The following is a 19,562-nucleotide window of genomic DNA, read 5'->3' as shown; positions in this document are numbered from 1 at the left end:
TGCTGGATAAATCATTTAAACCATGACTGTTAGGCTAAATTTCACTCATGCGGATAGCGTTTTGTTGCGCCACATTCTAAACATCGAATGACAACATGGCCAGGTTGCAATCGAACACGTGCTGTCTTCGCCGGTCGAAGATAAATATCACAGTTATCGCAACTAAAACGGCGAAATTGACGGGGAAGACTAATACGGTTTCGTTCGCCAATCCGTCTAGCAAGTTTGACATATGACCGTGCTCGCGCCTTTTTTCCGGTAGCCACTGCCTCACGAGCAAGGACATGAAGTCGCTTCATCCGCTCGGCAGGAATGCTCATGGTCATTCTTAGATCTATTCACTACATTAAAAGACATTCCGTAGTATATTTATATTTGCACTCGTGATTCCGTCTTATCGGTATAAGTTCAGTTTCAACCAACGAGGTCAGTCCAACATACTCGAAGTGAATAACGGCATATAAATACGCTGCAGTCAAATCCGGCGCTGACGTGACCTTGCGTGTATTGAATTATCTTGAACTTGAATCCCGGCTTAACCGCAGTGGGATCGGGACAGCGGTTGACCACCAACGTGCAGCACTTAATATAACCGATGTAGCGGATGTTGAAATTTATACATCACTGCGAAATGCTCTCTCTCCACGCAACTGGATCAAAGATACGCTTTGGTCCGCCGCAGTTGATCTTGATCAAGACTCGGGTGACAGCTATAGATCAAACAAGGAATATTCTGATACAGATTCCAATTCCAGTCCTCCGCATACTCACGTTTCTGCTGTTGATGGCTCCGATTCGACTGCAGACTCTGAACGTGGATGTGAGTCTGATATCGATATTGTCCATTGTAATCTTGTTGGACCAGGATCATTCGCTGCTGCTCAATATGCACTTCGGAGTGAGATTCCGCTAATCCTCCATGCACACATCACACGCGAGGATTTTGCGGAATCATTTCGCGGGTCGACGACAATTGCACCAGTTGTCGAACGATATCTTAAGTGGTTTTACTCACACGCAGATCTCCTCTTATGTCCATCAGAATATACCCGAAGTGTCCTTCAGGCATATCCCGTCGAAACACCGATTCGGGTGATAACGAACGGTGTTGATATTAATGCATTATCCGGATTTGAGTCATATCGTGAAGAATACCGTCAGAAATACGATCTTTCCGGTCCTGTCATATTCGGGGTTGGAAATGTTTTCGAGCGAAAAGGATTGACCACATTCTGTCAAGTAGCGGAACAAACATCATATGATTTTGCATGGTTTGGACCATATGATACCGGTCCTCAGGCCTCCAGAACAGTCCAACGATGGACAAACAATCCACCATCAAATGTCACCTTCACCGGATGGGTTGATGATATCCGTGGTGCATACGCTGCTGGGGATATCTACTTCTTTCCGACAAAAAATGAAAATCAAGGAATTGCGGTCCTTGAGGCGATGGCCTGTGGAAAAGCAGTTGTTCTTCGCGATATCCCTGTCTTTGAGGAATTCTACACACATAATGAGGATTGTCTGAAGTGTGAAACCCAAGCGGAATTCCGTGATGCAATTAATTGCTTGGTCAATGATCCGACCTTACGGTCCCGTCTTGGTGAGAATGCAAAGGCAACCGCTCATGAGCATGATCTCGAAGGCGTCGGTGATCAACTCGCTGAAACATACAAAACAGTCATTACAGCTACTGAAGCTGGTCATGAGATTACATCCACAGATATCACATAACATAATTACTTGATTAATACTAACTTAAATATAACTGGGCTTCTGATACCGTTAGCTCGAATCCATAACCGATTAACCGATACTCTGTAAATCAAACCTGATGAGCATCCCCACCGTTGTTGCGTTTACTGATACATACTTACCAACAGTCAATGGTGTTTCATATACCATTCAAACGTGGCGAGATCAGTGGCATGATCGCGGTGGAACAATGCAGATTGTCTACCCAACTGCAGACCAATATGAGTCAACAACAGGTGAGTTTGGCATCCACAGTCTCCCGTTTCCACTATACGATGGATTTCGACTCGGACTCCCATTACTTCCTGATGAACTTGATGTAGCTGATATCGACATTGTTCATACGCATACACCATTTGCAGTTGGTCTAAGTGGAGTCCGGTTGGCTCGTCGCGCGGACGTTCCGCTTATTGCTTCATATCACACTCCAACAAGTGAATACGCTGATTATCTCACCTCTCAACCGCATGTTGAGCGAATCGTCAGTGCAATAGCTGATGGATACGAACAATGGTTCCTCTCACGTGCAGACGCAGTCATCTGTCCAACACATGATGCTCAGAGTCGACTCAAATCATCAATCGATCCCGACGCAGAGTTAGCGGTGATTTCTAATGGGGTTGATACTGACTTTTTTTCCCCGGCAGATGAATCAACCACTATTTCATTCCGAGACCGATATGACCTCCCCACTGGTCCACTTATTGGATATACTGGACGTCATGGATATGAAAAGAACCTTTCAGAGCTTCTGTATGCGGCTGAATGGATTAAACAGAACATTGACACTGCAGAAGCCGAGCCACGAGCCACAGCATCGATTGAAGATAATACACAGATCAAAAATATCAATCAATTCAGTATCAGCGGTGATTCGGCTGGAGATAATATACCTCAACAAACTCTAATTGATGATCTCAATGTCGATTCGCTCAATCAAGAGCCGACGGTTGTGCTCGGTGGTGACGGTCCAGCACGAGAGGAACTTGAGCTATTGGCTGATAAGCTTGGATTAAACGTCCATTTTCTTGGATTCCTCGCACGTGAAGAACTTCCGGTATTTTACTCCATGCTTGATGTATTTATGTTTCCGAGTCCGGTCGAAACGCAGGGACTTGTTGCTCTGGAGGCAATTGCATGCGGAACTCCTGTTGTGGGGGTCAATGCCGGTGCGCTCTCATCAACAATTGAAGATGGAATCACTGGACGACATTACCAGCCTGATAATCCAGCAGCATGTGGAGCAAGAGTTATTGAAATACTTACAGATTATAACCGATTTATGCATGGATGTTTAGATTACCGCTCAAAATTGAGTGTCACCCGCGTTGTTGATGATTTATTATCACTATATCAACAGATTTCTAAATGATACAATATCATTACTCTGATCTAATTTTGCTCGAAACAGATATGATAGATGGAAACCTAGAGAGTTTGTTTCGTTATACATTATCGTCGAAGAGCTGGACGCTGAGGCGCTGTATTAACCAATAGCGGTTTGTCTTTTGAGACACCATATCTGCTGATGGATGATACTGACCGGACTCGAGTGATTGTTGATACGGATACCGCCGGTGACGATACACAGGCCTTAGTCCTCGCTGCACTCTCTGATCAGATTGAGCTTGAAGCTGTGACGATTTGTGCTGGAAATGTCACATTTAACCGGCAGGTTGAAAATGCAAAATATACACTTCAAGCGGCGGGTGTCGGTAATAACGTAACCGTTTATGAGGGTGCGCAAAGTCCGTTGCAGAAAAGCCACGATCACGCCGAACATGTGCACGGTGAGGGAGGATTAGGTGGATCGCTTTTTCCACAGACAAATATTCCATCTGGAGATATCCACGCGGTCAAATATATTATCCAAGCAGCTCGACAGAATCCTGGTGAGATAACAGTCGTCGCTATTGCACCACTGACGAATCTTGCGCTTGCACTACAACTTGAACCAAAACTGCCTGAGTTACTTGATCAGGTTGTGTGCATGGGTGGTGCTGTTAATACGATTGGTAACGTCACTCCCGCAGCAGAATATAATTTCTGGGTTGACCCTGATGCAGCAGCAATGGTTATCGACGCGTTCGAAATCACACTTATCGACTGGGGAGTGACGGTGAGGGATGCAAAGCTTGGTCCAGATACCTTCGAGCAGGTAGCGCAGATGGATACCGAATTAGCTTCGTTTTATTCGACTATTATACAGCCAGTGCGCCAGTTTAATCAAGAATCAAAGAACAATGCAACTGATCACGATGATGATACTGCGACCCATCCAGACTCGGTCACAATGGCAACAGTACTTAATCCAGATATAATTGAGACTGCAACACAATGTCACATTACTGTCGATTCCCGGAGCGGTCCAACTCGTGGATATACGCTCGCTGATGAACTTGATGTGTTGAGTTATCCATCAAATGCGCGTGTGATTAAATCGATAGACACTGACCGATTCCAAACGATTCTCCTTGATACACTTGCGTATGCTGACCCACATTATACATACTGAACGATTCTCTGTGTTTGTTATCTTCAGCAGCTCATTATATAATTTGTCACACATAAGAGCCATTCAGGTCGGTGCTAGAATACAAACTTTTCTTGTAGCTTTTTACGAAATGGGTCATTCCGAACCCAGTGGAACAGCGATACAGACTTCGATATCTGTGGGAACTACGGTTACTGCTACAAAATGCACCGTAGAGACAGCAAGCCTCGCTTCACAGAGTCATCACCGACAGCAAGGAGAGTAGGGTAGTTCACATCTGCAGATGAATACAACAGCACCAGTAGTTCTTATCACAGATTTTTTAATTATCGGTAAGATCCTCAACAGCCTGGGCAATTCGTTGCAGCTGCCGGGTTGCATCTCGGACTTCATCACGAAGTTGTCGTATTTCACGAACAACTTCCTCATTATCACTATCGTCGCCATCACCCATACCTGGTCCACCAGCACCTGCTCCTGCTCCTGGTCCACCGCCGCCCATCATTCCGCTCATCATCTGTGCAAATGGATTACCACCGCCGCCACCGCCGCCACCGCCGCCACCCATGCCACCCATCCCGCCTGGGGCGCCGCCTGGACCACCGCCGCCACCACCCATCATCTCATCAGGCTCCGGTCGCTCACCCGATTCGCGCTCTTCAGCACGCCGCTGGCGAATTTCTTCGACTCGCTCACGGAATGATTTTTCATCCTCATCAGCGTCCGCAGTGTCAGCACTTGCATTGTCCGCGGTATCATCTCCTGATTCAGTTTCGTGGTTAGTCTCAGGGTCTGTGTCGACGGACTCCTCTGAATCATCAGCCATACCATCAGTTCTCCCCCAGATTGGAAATGGTTGTTGATATTCCAAGTGTCATGTTGAATACTACACCTATTATTTTGTATCACTAATCAGATATTATCGCTCCACTTGATTTAGTATCTACGGGTCAAATCTCCATCCTCAAACAGCAACGCAGTGACTGGAGTGAGTGCACGATAGGGCGGGTAGTCCAGCGATGAAATGTTATAAGCATCATTTCCATGCATCAAGGCTTGCTTGGAGATTTCGTGTAGTCGTTCCTGAGTTTATTATATGACCAACAAGGTCACGCATATCAACTGTGTATGTGCTCCCAGCATAATCGAGTATTATCAATCGCCCCTTTATTCCACGGACTGTTCCAGTGGCAATTGTTTCAGAGACAGGACGGTCACTAAGTTTAAGATCATATCCCAGTCGATAGATTGCAGGTGGGTCAGGATTTTCTTTTATTTCATCTCTATTATCTGCAACTGCCTCTGTCATCAACTCAGAGACAGACAAATCAACTTCTGGAAGACTTTCGATATATGTGTTTATCCCAGCCTGGGACCCGATGTCTAATTCAATGGCTGACTCAGCCTTGACATCGGCTAATTGAGTGGCTACTGCAGATTCATCGACATCTTGATACAAGCTTGTATGCTTTGTTACCGCGCGAATCCGATCAGTAATTGACGCAGTTGTTGCGATTTCTGCCTCACGCTCACGGGCAATGCGACCGTTAGAAACTGTCTGGAGATGAATTCCATAATCCGCGCCCTGCTCAACGAGACGCTGAGTGAGCCGCCATTGTTTTGTTACTCCTACTTTGTGTATATCTGGAGCGAAAACAGCAAGATAAATTGCATGTGGCTCATAGCAGTCCATCTCGTCCTTGAGACACGTTCCAGTACATTTTGCACAGACCCACGTTGAGTTGTGTTCCCGACAGTGCGGTGCTGACGTATTTCTACAAGAATAATGACCTTCGTCGGTTATTACACCCGCACAGTGGCGTTGTCCGAGCGTATATGCAAGTTCGGTCCCGGGAGCGAGCGAGATAAACTCAACCTCGTTTAATGAATTTAGTCCATCCGCTTGTGGTTCAACATGGCTCAGATACATTCCCGGCGCGCTCGTATCATACCCGACGATTTGCACATCTAGTGTATGATATGAGTATTGAAAGCGATACCGCTCTCTATGTAATAATTCATATCATCAAAATCAGATAGACAAGTACAATAGGAGGGTGTTAGAGAAGACTTCACACACCCGAGCTGGAATCGCTGAGTGCAGTCAACGTAGGCCTCAATTGCACCTATTCAAAAGAGATATCAGAAACAGACGTGAGCACTTGCTATGGTTAATCAACTTGCTTTCGTTCTCTTCTGGCTTCCAATCGTCTTCGCCGTCCTCGTTGGAGCATCCTATCTCGGGACGAAACTCGCCCTTCGATCGTATTTCGAGGACGAAAATCCTCCCTCTGGATTCATCGGCATTGAGGATAAAAGCGGGAAACAATAACCACGCAGACTCTCACGGTTGACTCGACTGTGAGATCGTGGAATAAACACCGTGGCAACTCTTCTCTAACACCCTAACAACAGATCTATTTATGAATGAGCCAGAATCCAATCACCAGCACAATTATTTCAATTAACGATGACCAAATCAAAATGATATTTAATTAGTTCAATTCCTTATATAGTTCCTTGGCGGCATGTCGGACAGCGGCGTCACTCTCAGTGTCGGCATTCCAGCCAATTTTCCGTAGCTTTTCAACCGAAAGACGCATTCGTGGAACGTCGCCATCCCATCCACGGTCACCACCTGTGTAGTTGTATGTTGGGTCAAGATCCATGACGTCTGAGACAATATCAGCGATTTTTGTGACTGACGTTGTCGTCTCTGTCCCAATATTATAGATGTTCATTGGCTCATCGGTATATTCAACGATATGACATATTGCATCGACACACTCTGTCACATATAGATAGGACTTCTCTTGACGACCATCACCAAGTATTGTGAGCGTTTCAGGCTCCGCGAGAAGCTTCTGGATAAAGTCAGGAATTACGTTTCCGCGCTGTCTTGGTCCAACGATATTCGCAAATCGAAAACACCACACGGTCAATGACTTTGTATGTGCATATGTAGATAAGAGTCCCTCATCAGCGAGTTTCGACGCTCCATACACACTAATTGGTTCAAGTGGAGCATAATCTTCGGGAGTTGGTCGCGGGGCTTCTCCATAAACAGTTGATGAGGAGGTGAACGCAACACCATCGACGCCGACTGCTGCGGCTTGTTCAAGAATATTATATGTCATATCACTATTTTCCTCAAACAACTGTCGTGGTTCTGCAAAGTTTGTGTCTGTATATGCAGCGAGATGAAACACAATATCAACATCTGATGTAATCACCGACTCAACCTCATTTGAATCCGTCATGTCGGCTTCGACAAATGCTGTATTATCGGGAATCTGATCGCGAGTCCCCTTTGAGAGGTCATCTGCAATAATTACGTCATTTGCTTTACTCAGACGCTCAGCAAGATGTGATCCAACAAGACCAGCCCCGCCTGTCACAACGATTGTCTGATTACGGAGAGTAAGAGATTTTGAGATATCAAGATCAATGCCAGCGTCAGTGTCAAGATGATTATCTGCTTTTGCTTCTATTTTCGATTCAGTCTCTGTCTCGGTTTCCATAATTACGTGTGTGTCTCTGTGTCTGGTAACGGCATTCAAGTGCTTTCTCCTCTAAGAATGCTTTCCGAAGTGGCTCATCGACACCGTCACTCGGCTGTTTGTCCGACTGCAGTCGCGATTGAAGATAACACAGAGGTATCGACATCGGTCATATAATTGACCGCTTTGATTGCTGACCACCATGACATTGATACGCCGCTCCCACCGTGACCATAATTGTGGATTATTCCATCCGCATCCTGTTCGACACGCATTCCATTAGACCGGTATGGACGATATCCCTGTTTTGCACTTACATTGGATTTATCAAGTGACACAGAATCGTGATCACTCATTATATCCGCATTGACTGTATATATCCGCTCAGGAATCGTCTCTCCATCAATGGTCATCGGCTTTTTAGGTGTTTCACCGTCCCATTCCCCGTTGATTATATCTCCCTTTAGATAGGATCCACCGAAGAGAACTGTGTCTTCACGTGGATACATGTATGCATAATGACCATATTCATCAGTAGTAGGTGTATAAGTATATGAGAATGGAAGCGGGAATTCACCATCATATGGCAATGTGAGAATATGACCTCTAATCGCTCGCATTGATGTATCATCGAAAAGCTCCATACTTCCATATCCTGAGCAATTAAAAACCGTGCCACGAAGATCAGGTATATCAGCCGCCGTGAGCGTTCGTTGAGTCAATGTACCGCCAAGTCGATTATATGTTTTGAATAACTGCGGAATATACTCTGGCATTTCGACAAAGTACTCCTCGCACGTGTAGCCTCCGCGAATATCGCAGCCTGTCCGCGATGGCGTATATTTATTATATTCTTCAATCGGTTGCACCCCCATTCGATCTGGTAATGACTCATCATGTGAGTCCTCATAAATATAGAAATGTCTATGTTTTCGCACGGGAACCCCTTCAGTATCATAAAATGGCTTGAACGTTGATTCTGATCGTCTGATGAGTTCATCTTCGGTATACTCTGAGGCAATTTGGACTGGATAAATTGATGCGGCTGCATAATCTGTTGCAACCGTTGGGATGTCCGGTCCATCGAGATATGCGAATGCATCACTCACGATTGTTGTCTCATGACCGAGATATTCAAGAATAATTCCAGTAGAGACACCTTGGATCCCTCCACCAATAACGGTACAATTCATGTATGACCTGTCGATATACATATTACTAAGTATTCTGTTCAATCCCTCAGGCAAGACAACTAATCACGAATTTATTTCATCAGGTAAGTATACTGATAGCACTGATGATATATCACCCCCGCTATCAAATACGATCGACATCGGGAGATCCAACAAAAATAAAAACACCGGTCTCACTGAATGTATCAGGCCTGGTGACCGACAGCGGTTAACCTCTGTCATGATTGTCTGAAGATATGAAACAGTCCTGTGAAAATGATGTGTCCGTTCTTCGATACGGACACCGTCCTGGTCGAGATGATCGGATGACAACGCATGTTGGACTCACCGCACGTGCACTTGGTGCAGATCAAGTAATATTTCCGGATAATGCAACACAATCTGCAGAAACAGTTTCAGATATTGTCTCTCGATTCGGTGGTCCATTCGACGTTGAGCGGACAGACGGGTTGAATACGACAATCCGTGAATGGTCAGGGACAGTTATCCATCTCACGATGTATGGAGAGCGCGTACAGGATGTTACGGAGGTGATTCGCGAAACATGTCTTCATCATCAGCCATTACTTATTATCATCGGTGGTGAAAAAGTCCCATCTGATGTGTATGAATGGGCAGACTGGAATATTGCTGTAACAAATCAACCACATTCGGAGGTTGCAGGGCTTGCAGTTTTTCTTGATCGACTCTTCATGGGGCAGGAACTTGAACAGGAGTGGGCTGGTGCTGAACATGTTGTTGTTCCACAGGCGTGTGGGAAGCGTGTGGTTGATGCTGAGCTAACAACAGAGGCAGATGAAATGAGTGCTGAAAAACAACCTGAGGAGCGGTCTTGATCAATTCAATGCGAGAATCAGGGACGCGATTTTTGCTCAAGATACTAGGTGACACCTTCTCCGTCCTGAAACGCAGGGTTTGAGCCTTACAACTTCGATAACGATACACTCATCCACAAGGTTAAAACGATTGAATAGCAGACAATTAGATAATGGCCTTTGATGAGTTATTAAACGATCCTGTTATTCAGAAGTACCTACATGAACTGGTTGGACCCACTGGGATGCCAGTCGCGGCAGCTCCGCCGGATGGAGAGGTAACAGATGAAGAACTTGCTGAGGAACTCGGGCTTGAACTCAATGACGTTCGGCGAGCATTATTTATCTTGTATGAGAATGACCTCGCTACATACCGTCGAGTCCGTGATGAAGATTCCGGATGGCTTACGTATTTATGGACTTTTCACTATGAAAATATCCCAGAGAATCTTCAATCTGAGATGTACCGTCTGCTTGATGCGCTCGAAGAACGGCTTGAATATGAGCGCAGCCACGAGTTCTATCTTTCAGAACCGGCTGGGATTCGATTTGAATTCTCTGAGGCAATGGAACTTGGATTCCAGTGTCCTGAAACAGGTGCGCCACTTGAGCCGATTGAGAATCAAGAGATGATTGATGCGATGGAACGCCGGATTGATTCACTTCAAAGTGAACTCAATGTCGGTGTCACACAAACCGTCTGATGGATAATAAAATCCCCATCTCAAGAGATACTATAAATCAGTCTGAATCTCTATTCAATCACAGTGTCAGAGCTAATATTAACTCCAATTCCAACTCGAACTCGACTGATTCATCACTAGATAATCCTACAGAGAATATACAAACAGCAGATCAAAGTAATGCCAAATCCCACGATAGCCCTGACACTAGCACTAACACCGACACCGACACTGACACTGACCGTGCCAACGTCATTCTTGGAACAAAGTGTTATATCGACGGTAGTGCCCGCGATCGTGCGCTTGATAGCATGGAATCACTGATCGAGAATGATATTGGCGAACTCACTGTTTCCTGGGGTATTGATATTCGTGATGACGCATTCATTCATGTCACGCTCACTGGAGCAGATGCAACGGCTGCATCAAATCTCCTTGCAGAGACATGGGGAGAAATTCACGCATCTACAGAACGAACTGATGGGGAGATATACATTGGGACACTTGATTCATGGGATGAAAGCGGATGGACACTTGACGTTGGGGGTGAATATGTCATGATTCCCGCCTCTGAACTTGGACTTGGACAGGGATCACCAACACAGGTCCGTGACCGATTTGGTATTGTCCAGCACACGCCGCTTCGATTTATGGCTGGTGAAACACCACGATTGGCTGACTCAACCCGCGATAAATTGTATGAGTGGACGCGAGAAACAGGTGCCGGTCGTGTGAATGTAAATAGTGCAACGCGTGGAGAGGTCCGAGCAACAATTAATCGCGCTGGTCATGCTGACGATATTGTAACTGTAGACCGGCTTGGATTACTTGAACAAAGTGTTATTTGCACAGAAGATACCGACCCTCCTGGATTAATTGCAAGTATTGGATCATATATACGCGCAGAATTGAAATGCGTCCTTACCTGAACATAACGTGTGTTATATACAGTTGGACTCGAGCGGAGGATTAATACTGTGTACTCTCTGCATGCCGACATGCCCCGTTTCAATTACATCTCTAAGCGTGCCAATACGGCAGATATAAAATGAGACTAATAACATGAACAGACGACTCCTTCTCGCGGTTTGTGCACTTGCATTCCTTGGGGTACTGAGTGGATGTCTCGGAATTGGGACTGGTCCAATCCCTGCTGAGGAGATTGATAGTGAGCCAGCTGAGTCGTATGAATGGACGAACGACCGAAGCACACACATTACAATCCAAGAGAACACCAAATTTCGAACCATTATTACGGTCAATGACTCATCAATCCAGCTCTTCCGTAATGATGGATTCGGGGGGACAAATCCATTATCAATCTCTGCTGTGCGTTATCGATATCCTGGTGGTGAAATAATCACTGGTACAGAGATCCGAGAGCGAGGTGGTGAAATTCGACAAACACAGGCTGAGACGATAATTGAACTTCCATCAGACGCCCCTGACGAAACGGGTAAAATCGCGTTTACAAGTGGTGGGAGTCGTAAGCGATTCAGCCTCCCAACATATGCTGACGGCAGCTATGAAATTATCCTACCTCCAAACCGCCGTATCGATATTCCGGTCTTCGGGACGGCTTCACCTGGCGGATATGAAACAGAGATCGATACTGAAGATCGATTACATCTTCAGTGGGCAAATATTGATGAAAGCACTGAAATCGTTTCCGTCCGATTCTATCTCCAGCGCGATCTGTATGTATTTGGTGGGATTGCTGCGTTTGTACTACTCGTCGGTCTCGGTGGATTATTACGATATCGACAGCAAATCCAGCGGTTACGTGCTCAGCGAACTGAAATGGGTCTCGAAGTCGAAACCGATGATGATGATGAATTTGATGATGGTCCTCCGCCTGGAATGGGATAATGACCTGTTCACGATTATAGGTAATATTCATCTGTAAGTGCTGAATTCTGACTCCCGAGTCTCTTTTGTATACCTCATTGCTATTAAATACATGCGCGTGGCAGTCGTCACAGTTGGAGACGAAATTTTGGCTGGGGACACTATCAACACAAACGCTGCATGGCTTTGTGAACAATTGACAGATCACGGTGTTACTGTTGAGCGTATAACAACCGTTCCTGATACTGTTAGCGATATCGCTCGTGTTGTGAATGAGTACCATGCAGAATGTGATGCAGTAATCGTAACTGGTGGATTAGGACCGACGCATGATGATGTCACGATGGAAGGAATTGCCGCGGCTGTCGGTCGATCAGTTGAACCGCATGATGCTGCCAAAGAGTGGCTAAGCGCTGAGAAAGGGTATGCTTCCGATGACCTTGCTGATGGGACAACTGCGCTTCCAGCCCGTGCACGAATGCTGCCGAATGAAGTCGGTGTTGCTCCCGGCGCAGTTGTTGAATCGATATATGCGTTTCCGGGGGTCCCAGCAGAGATGCAAGCTATGTTTGAATCTGTTGCGGCGGAGTTCTCAGGCGAGCAGACAGTAACAGAAATTGTTGCAATTGACGAATATGAAAGTGAATTAATTGATCGGATTGCAGATTTACGAGAGCAGTTTGCAGTGACAGTCGGAAGCTATCCAGGTGACTGTGTTCGAGTAAAACTAACAAGCACTGATCCTGAGGCAGTTGCCGCCGCTCGACGATGGCTCACAGCGCGCGTTTCACTGGCAGACACCGACGATGAGACAGCATGAGCAATAAAGTTCAATTCAGATATAACGAAAGTTCTCAGATAAACCGACCGGAGACTCAGGAGTGCTTTTTTATCTGACGGTGAGACGGCTTTCCTCTGTCGCATCATTCGATTACATGAGACTAAACTGCTCGACTGCGTGAAGTATCTCGGGGACAAGCCCGATGATTCACTGTTTTGGGTCAGCACCGCACCCGCAGGCGAATTTCATTCCTCCCGACCCTCTCCGTGAGGAGTCGGCTGGAAGTAACACCCGAACACGCAGTGCGTCCGTGGGAGTTGGGGACTCGGCCTCCACCAGCCCCCGTTGAAACCCTCGTCGCACCGCCAGTGGCGGATGTTGAGAGAGTCCACAGTTCCAGACTGTCGCAGCCAGCATCGGATGAAGATCTTTAATCCGTCTTTGAGATCTTCTAGCTGTATCTTTTGATAAGACATGTGGTGTGATAACTGTTCATGTCGGCTTCACCATTGGGGTCTCATCAACATCAAAGCCCCGAGGCACTCGTCTTGATATCTGTAGATTCAAAAAGAAGGTCCTAAATTCAGTTATTGAAGAGGTCGCTAGCGATATAAATACGCTAACCATCCAATTGTCATTGCGATGCCAACTATCAGTATAACACCACCAGTCTCTGCAATTGGGAGCGGTTCGCCTGTTATTTCAAGAATAAACATATAACATAATTTGGGGTGTATGATTTAATAATTACGAGGCTAAGTCCCCTCCCTCAAGAAGTGAGTGAAACGAACGAGTGAGGGGATACAGCCGTCTATTAATTATAATACATAAGCGACAGAATGCGAACAATCAAAATATTGCGTCGATGTCGTGGTACAAGCTCAGGAAAGAGTTTGAATACCACGGTAAAAGAATGGGTGTCACATAGTGATAGTGGAAGTTCTACCTGAAGGGACGACGAAGCAGTGTGCGAAGTGCGGTGTCGAATCGGAGAAGCCGTTATGAGTTCGAGAGCATTCATGTTCATCATGTGGTTATGAGACAGATAGAGACCAGAATGCATCGATAGAGATTCAGCATTTTGGATTGAACGATTTGGGAGTGGGAGTGGACTTGGACTTCGAGAAAAAAGAGATCTCTTCTTGCGGTTTCGAATGTAGGGCTGGGACGGTCCGACTCAGAAGGTCTGTCGGCGACTGGAATCTCTGAGGGTGTTCGTCATCGAGACGAGTTGGTTTCAAATTTCGTCGTTGAAACAGAAAGTCCGATACGAGAGCACAGAAGCCCCACCCTCACCGGAGCGACAACGGAGTAGGGTAGGGTATCACATTGCAGTGATACAGTGTTGTCGACAAGATCGAGAGTGGCTTTCAGGACTGAAGGCTGACAAAGATCGACGACAAAGTCTCACTTCCGTCGCTTTGACTCATACTGGCTGATTCTGTCTCAGTTGTTCCAGCAGTTGATGTTTGTATATTCACAAGTCCATCATCCGCTAGATCTGTGACAATCTCATAAAGCCAATCGCGACCGTGCGTCCCCTCTGGGCTATAATCAACACGAATCCGATGACCAAGTGTATCAAGTGCCAACTCCCCATGCTCCCCGAGTGTTCGCACAATCCGACCACGAAACTGCCGACGGCTTCCCTCAAATGACGGTTGTGTCGGCACATCAGGCGCAGTGAAATCGCCTGTTTGATACGCGTGACACCACTGCCGCCACGGGCAATTAGCCTCATCACATCGTGGTGTTTTTTTACAGGCAACTCCGCCAAGTTCCATAATCGCATTATTCCAAGTACGTGATCTTTCTACTGGCAATAACGCGCTTGCAGTTTGTTCATATGGTGGATCATCTGCTTGCCGAATCTGTTTGAACACACGGTATAGAACACGCTCGACATTCGTGTCAACAACAGCATCACCATTATTAAACGCAAATGATGCAACGGCATTTGCTGTGTATGGTCCAACACCCATCAACGAAAGTAATTCATCAGGATCAGCTGGAACTGTTCCATCATACTCGTCAACAACTTGATTCGCTGCTTCGTGTAAATAGCTTGCGCGATTATTATAGCCAAGTGCATGCTCACTCCAAAATGTGACAACTGCAGATTGACTATCCCCAGCGAGTGCCTCAACCGTCGGCCACCGTTGAATGAAGTCTTTCCAGGCTTCGACGACGCGATCAAGTTGTGTTTGGTGACTCATCACCTCCGAGACGAGGATTGCATAAGGATCATCGGTTTCTCGCCATGGAAACTCTCGATGCTCAGCCTCATACCATGAGATTAGTCGATTACGGAATACATCGATATCAATATCGGTATCGATACATTTTATTGATGCCTCGGCATCTGAATTCTGCCCACCACTCATCGTCAAGTACTCTGTCGGAATAGATTTGTGCGTTGTGTTATATCTGCAATAACACGAAAGAGAATTCATCTAGATGAGTACGTCGGAGGATATCATCTGCATAAGCCAGAACGATGTCAACAAATAGCTGTCATCAGTACACCCACAAACGGGAATAATAAAATGAACGATGATCAATCAACCACAGAGATCGGTGCAAAGACGAGCATCGATTGGGAAGCAATTGGTATTTGCTCATTCATCGTTCTTTTTGGGATTGCTGTGCTCGTGGGTATCACATATGCAAACCTGTCGACCTCGACACAGACAGCGCATGAGAACCTCCAGCGTAACTGCGGAGAACTTGCTAATGATACCCGCCTTGTCGATGGTGGGATTGGTCTGATGCGACAACCATTGAATCAAACAACAGTTGCTGCGTGTCAGAACGTAACATACGCTGAGTATCACCAGCGGCGGGTACAATCAATGCGGACGACACCATTCAATCTTGGTCAGTGGGCATTATACGGCAGCGTTGGAGGTGGGTCAATCATTGGGGGAGTCGCATTAGCAATGCGAGTGCGCCGAGTTAATTAGAGTAATGAATACTATTGTCATAATTATTACCTGGGAAACACTGCGTGGATTGAATTTAAACTTATCTATGAATGTCTAACATCACGTCTCAAACTCAGCCGGGAGCAGCAGTTCTGGATTTGACTGTGAGAACACAACTTGACGATCATTGTTGAGAGGTCGGACAAATAGACTGATTTTACCGCGTGTCATCGCGCGCTGTGCCATCCGCTGTGCATCACTCGATTGATAATAAAGTGGCACAAACACAACAGTATCATCAGCCGATGCTTTGATCGCAACAACTACAAATAATATATCTCCTCTCTCTGCCCGGAAGGATTCATATTCATCAAATATTTTATTGCTTGTTATATCGCTAAGTTGGCTGAATTCATTATCAGGAATGATAATCTCTAATCCGGTACGTGCGTGTGGCTCAGATTCATTCTGAGTAGTATCGTTTGTTGTGGGTGTGTAATCGGTGCCATCTGAGGAAGTGAGACTTGTCTCATTAGTCCCATCTTCCGGTGGTATCGGGAGTATATCACCTGGATGTAACTCAAGAGTCTCCCACCCCGCGTTGCGGTACTCGGTCGCTGTAGTCGACATATCATCAATCACACGCTCCCAGCGATCATCGTGACCGGTTATTCGATAATCAACACTTTCACTCATATTTGATCTTGATTCATTGATATTTATATCTGAGTCTGATCGTCCGTCATCCATATTATTGTTCGATCTCGGGAGGCGAATAAACGTTCGCTTAGAGCGTGTACAGGCGGTACAAGGCGACTGCCTCGAGAATTGACCCAAGGTGAGTTCATCCCAGATATGTGTGTGTCTATATTTATGCTATACAAGCATACCTAGTTACCTTGTAGGTGTGAAAAGGTATTTTCCTCAGAGGCGATCATAATGAAGATATGTCCCCGATTCTCTCGCTTTCAGAACTCCGTACGCAGTTTTCTACTGAGCGTGGGCAAGTCAAGGCAGTTGATGATGTGTCACTTGATGTTCATGCCGGTGAGACCGTTGGACTTGTTGGTGAATCCGGTAGTGGAAAAAGTGTCACCGCCCTCTCAGCGATGGGGTTGATAGATGACCCTGGTCAGGTTATTGGAGGAGAAGTAACAATACAATCTGCATCACTGGCAGAGATGTTTCGAGATCAATATACAGATCTATCATTTGTCGATGGTGATCAAATTCTACTTACTGAAGCGCCTGAGGAAGCACTTCGATCGGTTCGTGGTGCAGAGATGAGTATGATTTTCCAAGACCCAATGACCTCGCTCAATCCGGCACTTACGATTGGCGAACAGGTAGCTGAATCTCTCAAACTACACCAGTTCGGTAATCGAAAAAAAGACACGTGGATTAATGCGATTCGCGAGATGCTTACCCGTATCAGATCTAATCCGGACAATGCTGTCGTTGAGCGCACAATCGATGTTCTTTCACAGGTAGGAATCTCAGAGCCTGCCTCACGAATTGATGAGTATCCACATGAATTCTCTGGTGGAATGCGGCAACGAGTCCTCATCGCAATTGCACTTGCGTGTCAACCAAATATCCTTATTGCAGATGAGCCAACGACGGCACTTGATGTGACAATCCAAGCACAGATTCTTGAATTAATAAACGAGCTTCAAGCTGACCTCGGTATGGGTGTATTATTTATTACACACGATCTCGGAGTTGTCGCTGAGACATGTGATCGTGTTGCTGTGATGTACGCTGGTAAGATTGTCGAGGAGGGTCCTGTTGAAGAAATCTTCACGAATCCATCACATCCATACACCTATGCCCTACTTGAGTCGATTCCCACAGCAAATCGTGATCGCCTGACGCCAATCGATGGAAATGTCCCAGATCTTATTGATATGCCAGAAGGATGTAATTTCGCTCCACGGTGTCCATGGGCAGAACCAGCGTGCCGTCATGGTGATATTGCATCTCGTCAACATGGTCCTGCAGATGTTGATCATCGCGCAAAGTGTATTCTTGACGAATTTAATGAAGACGAGTATGGAACAGATGCAGATCTCACAGCTGAGACGACAATGCAAACCAGTGACCCCATCCTTGAGGTTGATGGACTGCAAAAACATTTTCTGCAATCGGAAAGCCCGCTTGATAAATATCTCGAACTCGATACTGAGCGTGTCAAAGCCGTCGATGGCGTCGATTTAACAGTGTATAAGGGGGAAACGGTTGGATTAGTCGGTGAGTCGGGCTGTGGGAAATCAACGACCGGACAAAGTATCCTCCAATTAATTGAACCAACAGATGGTCGAGTGGTTTTTGCTGGTGATGATCTCACAGATCTGTCGAAAAGCGAATTACGCAAACGGCGATGCGATCTCCAGATGATCTTTCAGGATCCAATGTCGTCACTTGATCCACGGATGAGAGTTGAACAGATCATTGCTGAACCGCTACAGATTCACGATCTTCCTGCAGATACCAATTCATCAAATCAAACTACACGCAAACAACGTGTCACAGAATTGTTGAACGCTGTTGGATTGGACCCAAATCAGCGCGATCGATATCCACATGAACTCTCAGGTGGGCAGCGGCAGCGTGTAGGCATTGCCCGTGCAATTGCCGTCGACCCAGAGTTTATTATCTGTGATGAACCTGTATCAGCGCTTGACGTGTCTGTGCAAGCTCAGATACTTAATCTACTCAAAGATCTACAATCCGAATTTGGACTTACCTTCCTCTTCATCGCACATGATCTCAGTGTTGTCAGACATATTTGTGATCGTATCGCCGTGATGTATCTCGGCGAAATTGTTGAGATTGCGCCAACGGAAACACTCTTTACAACGCCACAGCACCCCTACACCCGCGCGCTGCTGTCTGCAATTCCTGTTCCTGACCCAACAGCACACACAGACCGTGTGATACTTGACGGCGATGTTCCATCTCCTATTGACCCACCATCAGGATGTCATTTCCGGACGAGATGTCCCGAGGTTATCCCTCCCGATGATGTTGAAATTGATCAATCAACATATCGTGATATAATGACACTACGTGAACGTGTGTCTAATGCTGCTATCGATGTCGATGCAATTCAAGAAGAAACAGGCGTGACAGATGAAGATGCACTTATCGATACTCTTTCCAAAAGATATATCAATAATCCACTCAGTGGAAAAAACCGTCGTGTGGTGAACACCGCGCTCAAGGCGGTGGTAAACGGTGACTTCGAGACAGCTACAACGCGGCTTCATGAGCGCTTTGCGAGTGTATGTGAGCAACAATCACCAGCATTCGAGACGTCGAAAGAGAGTGTCTTATCATCATCCGGTATATCGACTGCGGAAGAAGCGCATCCAACCGCCTGTCATCGATACGATGACGATATGAATGTTGAACCACTTGAAATAATAGATACAGATACTGACACTGACGCTAACGCTAACACTAACACTAACACAGATACGAACACAACCTATGGCGACGTTCGACGATCAAACACAGATTGATGTTGTTGAATCCGCGAACAGTGTATATTGTGAACCTGTTTT

19 protein-coding genes are annotated in these 19,562 nt (G+C 46.0%); 11 read left to right on the top strand and 8 right to left on the bottom strand.

All coding sequences use genetic code 11. From position 1 onward, the window contains the following. Positions 1-41: 41 nt before the first annotated feature. Positions 42-320 (bottom strand): ribonuclease P protein component 4, encoded by a 279-nt coding sequence (locus tag HQRW_RS07970; protein ID WP_011571732.1) that lies wholly within the window; start codon positions 318-320, stop codon positions 42-44. A 178-nt stretch (positions 321-498) separates the two neighbouring features. Between HQRW_RS07970 and HQRW_RS07965 the strand changes: the two genes are divergently transcribed. From HQRW_RS07965 to HQRW_RS07955, 3 genes are all read left to right on the top strand, one after another. Further along, positions 499-1,737, top strand: a complete 1,239-nt coding sequence (locus tag HQRW_RS07965; protein WP_231852484.1) for a glycosyltransferase family 4 protein — start codon at positions 499-501, stop codon at positions 1,735-1,737. Positions 1,738-1,837: 100 nt separating this feature from the next. Then, positions 1,838-3,130, top strand: a complete 1,293-nt coding sequence (locus HQRW_RS07960) for a glycosyltransferase (RefSeq protein WP_014556194.1) — start codon at positions 1,838-1,840, stop codon at positions 3,128-3,130. 156 nt (positions 3,131-3,286) lie between these two features. Continuing rightward, a complete protein-coding gene (locus HQRW_RS07955; RefSeq protein ID WP_014556193.1) occupies positions 3,287-4,273 on the top strand; it encodes a nucleoside hydrolase in 987 nt (328 codons plus the stop codon). A gap of 301 nt (positions 4,274-4,574) precedes the next feature. Here HQRW_RS07955 and HQRW_RS07950 read toward each other — a convergent pair whose 3' ends face one another. Then, complete coding sequence (locus tag HQRW_RS07950) at positions 4,575-5,078, bottom strand: hypothetical protein (protein ID WP_011571728.1); 504 nt, start codon at positions 5,076-5,078, stop codon at positions 4,575-4,577. Positions 5,079-5,288: 210 nt separating this feature from the next. Further along, entirely contained in the window at positions 5,289-6,218 is a 930-nt protein-coding gene (locus HQRW_RS07945) for a DUF2797 domain-containing protein (RefSeq protein WP_231852281.1), read from the bottom strand. 201 nt (positions 6,219-6,419) lie between these two features. On the opposite strand from HQRW_RS07945, the gene HQRW_RS15855 reads away from it, so the two are divergent. Continuing rightward, positions 6,420-6,584, top strand: a complete 165-nt coding sequence (locus tag HQRW_RS15855) for a hypothetical protein (RefSeq protein WP_158298129.1) — start codon at positions 6,420-6,422, stop codon at positions 6,582-6,584. 163 nt (positions 6,585-6,747) lie between these two features. Here the strand turns inward: HQRW_RS15855 and HQRW_RS07940 are convergent, their stop codons facing one another. Further along, entirely contained in the window at positions 6,748-7,773 is a 1,026-nt protein-coding gene (locus HQRW_RS07940; RefSeq protein ID WP_014556191.1) for an NAD-dependent epimerase/dehydratase family protein, read from the bottom strand. Positions 7,774-7,859: 86 nt separating this feature from the next. Further along, positions 7,860-8,945, bottom strand: coding sequence for an FAD-dependent oxidoreductase (locus HQRW_RS07935; protein WP_014556190.1), 1,086 nt, complete (start codon positions 8,943-8,945; stop codon positions 7,860-7,862). Between the two features lie 236 nt (positions 8,946-9,181). Between HQRW_RS07935 and HQRW_RS07930 the strand changes: the two genes are divergently transcribed. The 5 genes from HQRW_RS07930 to HQRW_RS07910 all read left to right on the top strand — a co-directional run bounded on the left by HQRW_RS07930 (position 9,182) and on the right by HQRW_RS07910 (position 13,111). Beyond that, entirely contained in the window at positions 9,182-9,781 is a 600-nt protein-coding gene (locus HQRW_RS07930; RefSeq protein ID WP_014556189.1) for a tRNA (cytidine(56)-2'-O)-methyltransferase, read from the top strand. Positions 9,782-9,933: 152 nt separating this feature from the next. Continuing rightward, positions 9,934-10,464 carry a transcription factor gene (locus HQRW_RS07925; RefSeq protein WP_014556188.1) on the top strand — a complete coding sequence of 177 codons (531 nt, stop codon included), beginning with the start codon at positions 9,934-9,936 and terminating at the stop codon, positions 10,462-10,464. A 233-nt stretch (positions 10,465-10,697) separates the two neighbouring features. After that, positions 10,698-11,372, top strand: coding sequence for a DUF2110 family protein (locus HQRW_RS07920; protein WP_049892280.1), 675 nt, complete (start codon positions 10,698-10,700; stop codon positions 11,370-11,372). A gap of 133 nt (positions 11,373-11,505) precedes the next feature. After that, on the top strand, positions 11,506-12,312 hold the full coding sequence (locus HQRW_RS07915) for a DUF5803 family protein (protein WP_014556186.1): 807 nt from the start codon (positions 11,506-11,508) through the stop codon (positions 12,310-12,312). Between the two features lie 91 nt (positions 12,313-12,403). Further along, a complete protein-coding gene (locus HQRW_RS07910; RefSeq protein ID WP_011571720.1) occupies positions 12,404-13,111 on the top strand; it encodes a competence/damage-inducible protein A in 708 nt (235 codons plus the stop codon). A 168-nt stretch (positions 13,112-13,279) separates the two neighbouring features. Here HQRW_RS07910 and HQRW_RS15555 read toward each other — a convergent pair whose 3' ends face one another. After that, complete coding sequence (locus HQRW_RS15555; protein WP_149031537.1) at positions 13,280-13,489, bottom strand: hypothetical protein; 210 nt, start codon at positions 13,487-13,489, stop codon at positions 13,280-13,282. Positions 13,490-14,442: 953 nt separating this feature from the next. Further along, positions 14,443-15,456, bottom strand: a complete 1,014-nt coding sequence (locus tag HQRW_RS07905; RefSeq protein ID WP_014556185.1) for an HhH-GPD family protein — start codon at positions 15,454-15,456, stop codon at positions 14,443-14,445. 162 nt (positions 15,457-15,618) lie between these two features. Between HQRW_RS07905 and HQRW_RS07900 the strand changes: the two genes are divergently transcribed. Further along, positions 15,619-16,035 carry a hypothetical protein gene (locus HQRW_RS07900; protein WP_014556184.1) on the top strand — a complete coding sequence of 139 codons (417 nt, stop codon included), beginning with the start codon at positions 15,619-15,621 and terminating at the stop codon, positions 16,033-16,035. 81 nt (positions 16,036-16,116) lie between these two features. Here HQRW_RS07900 and HQRW_RS07895 read toward each other — a convergent pair whose 3' ends face one another. Then, entirely contained in the window at positions 16,117-16,746 is a 630-nt protein-coding gene (locus HQRW_RS07895) for a DUF7529 family protein (RefSeq protein WP_014556183.1), read from the bottom strand. Positions 16,747-16,943: 197 nt separating this feature from the next. On the opposite strand from HQRW_RS07895, the gene HQRW_RS07890 reads away from it, so the two are divergent. Beyond that, positions 16,944-19,520: a dipeptide ABC transporter ATP-binding protein gene (locus HQRW_RS07890; protein WP_014556182.1), complete on the top strand. Its 2,577-nt coding sequence runs from the start codon at positions 16,944-16,946 to the stop codon at positions 19,518-19,520. Positions 19,521-19,562: the final 42 nt, after the last annotated feature.

It is taken from the genome of Haloquadratum walsbyi C23 (assembly GCF_000237865.1).
GTDB classification, from domain to species: domain Archaea; phylum Halobacteriota; class Halobacteria; order Halobacteriales; family Haloferacaceae; genus Haloquadratum; species Haloquadratum walsbyi.
The sequence above is the reverse complement of the archived record's forward strand: the minus strand, read 5'-3'. Positions and strand labels throughout refer to the sequence as shown.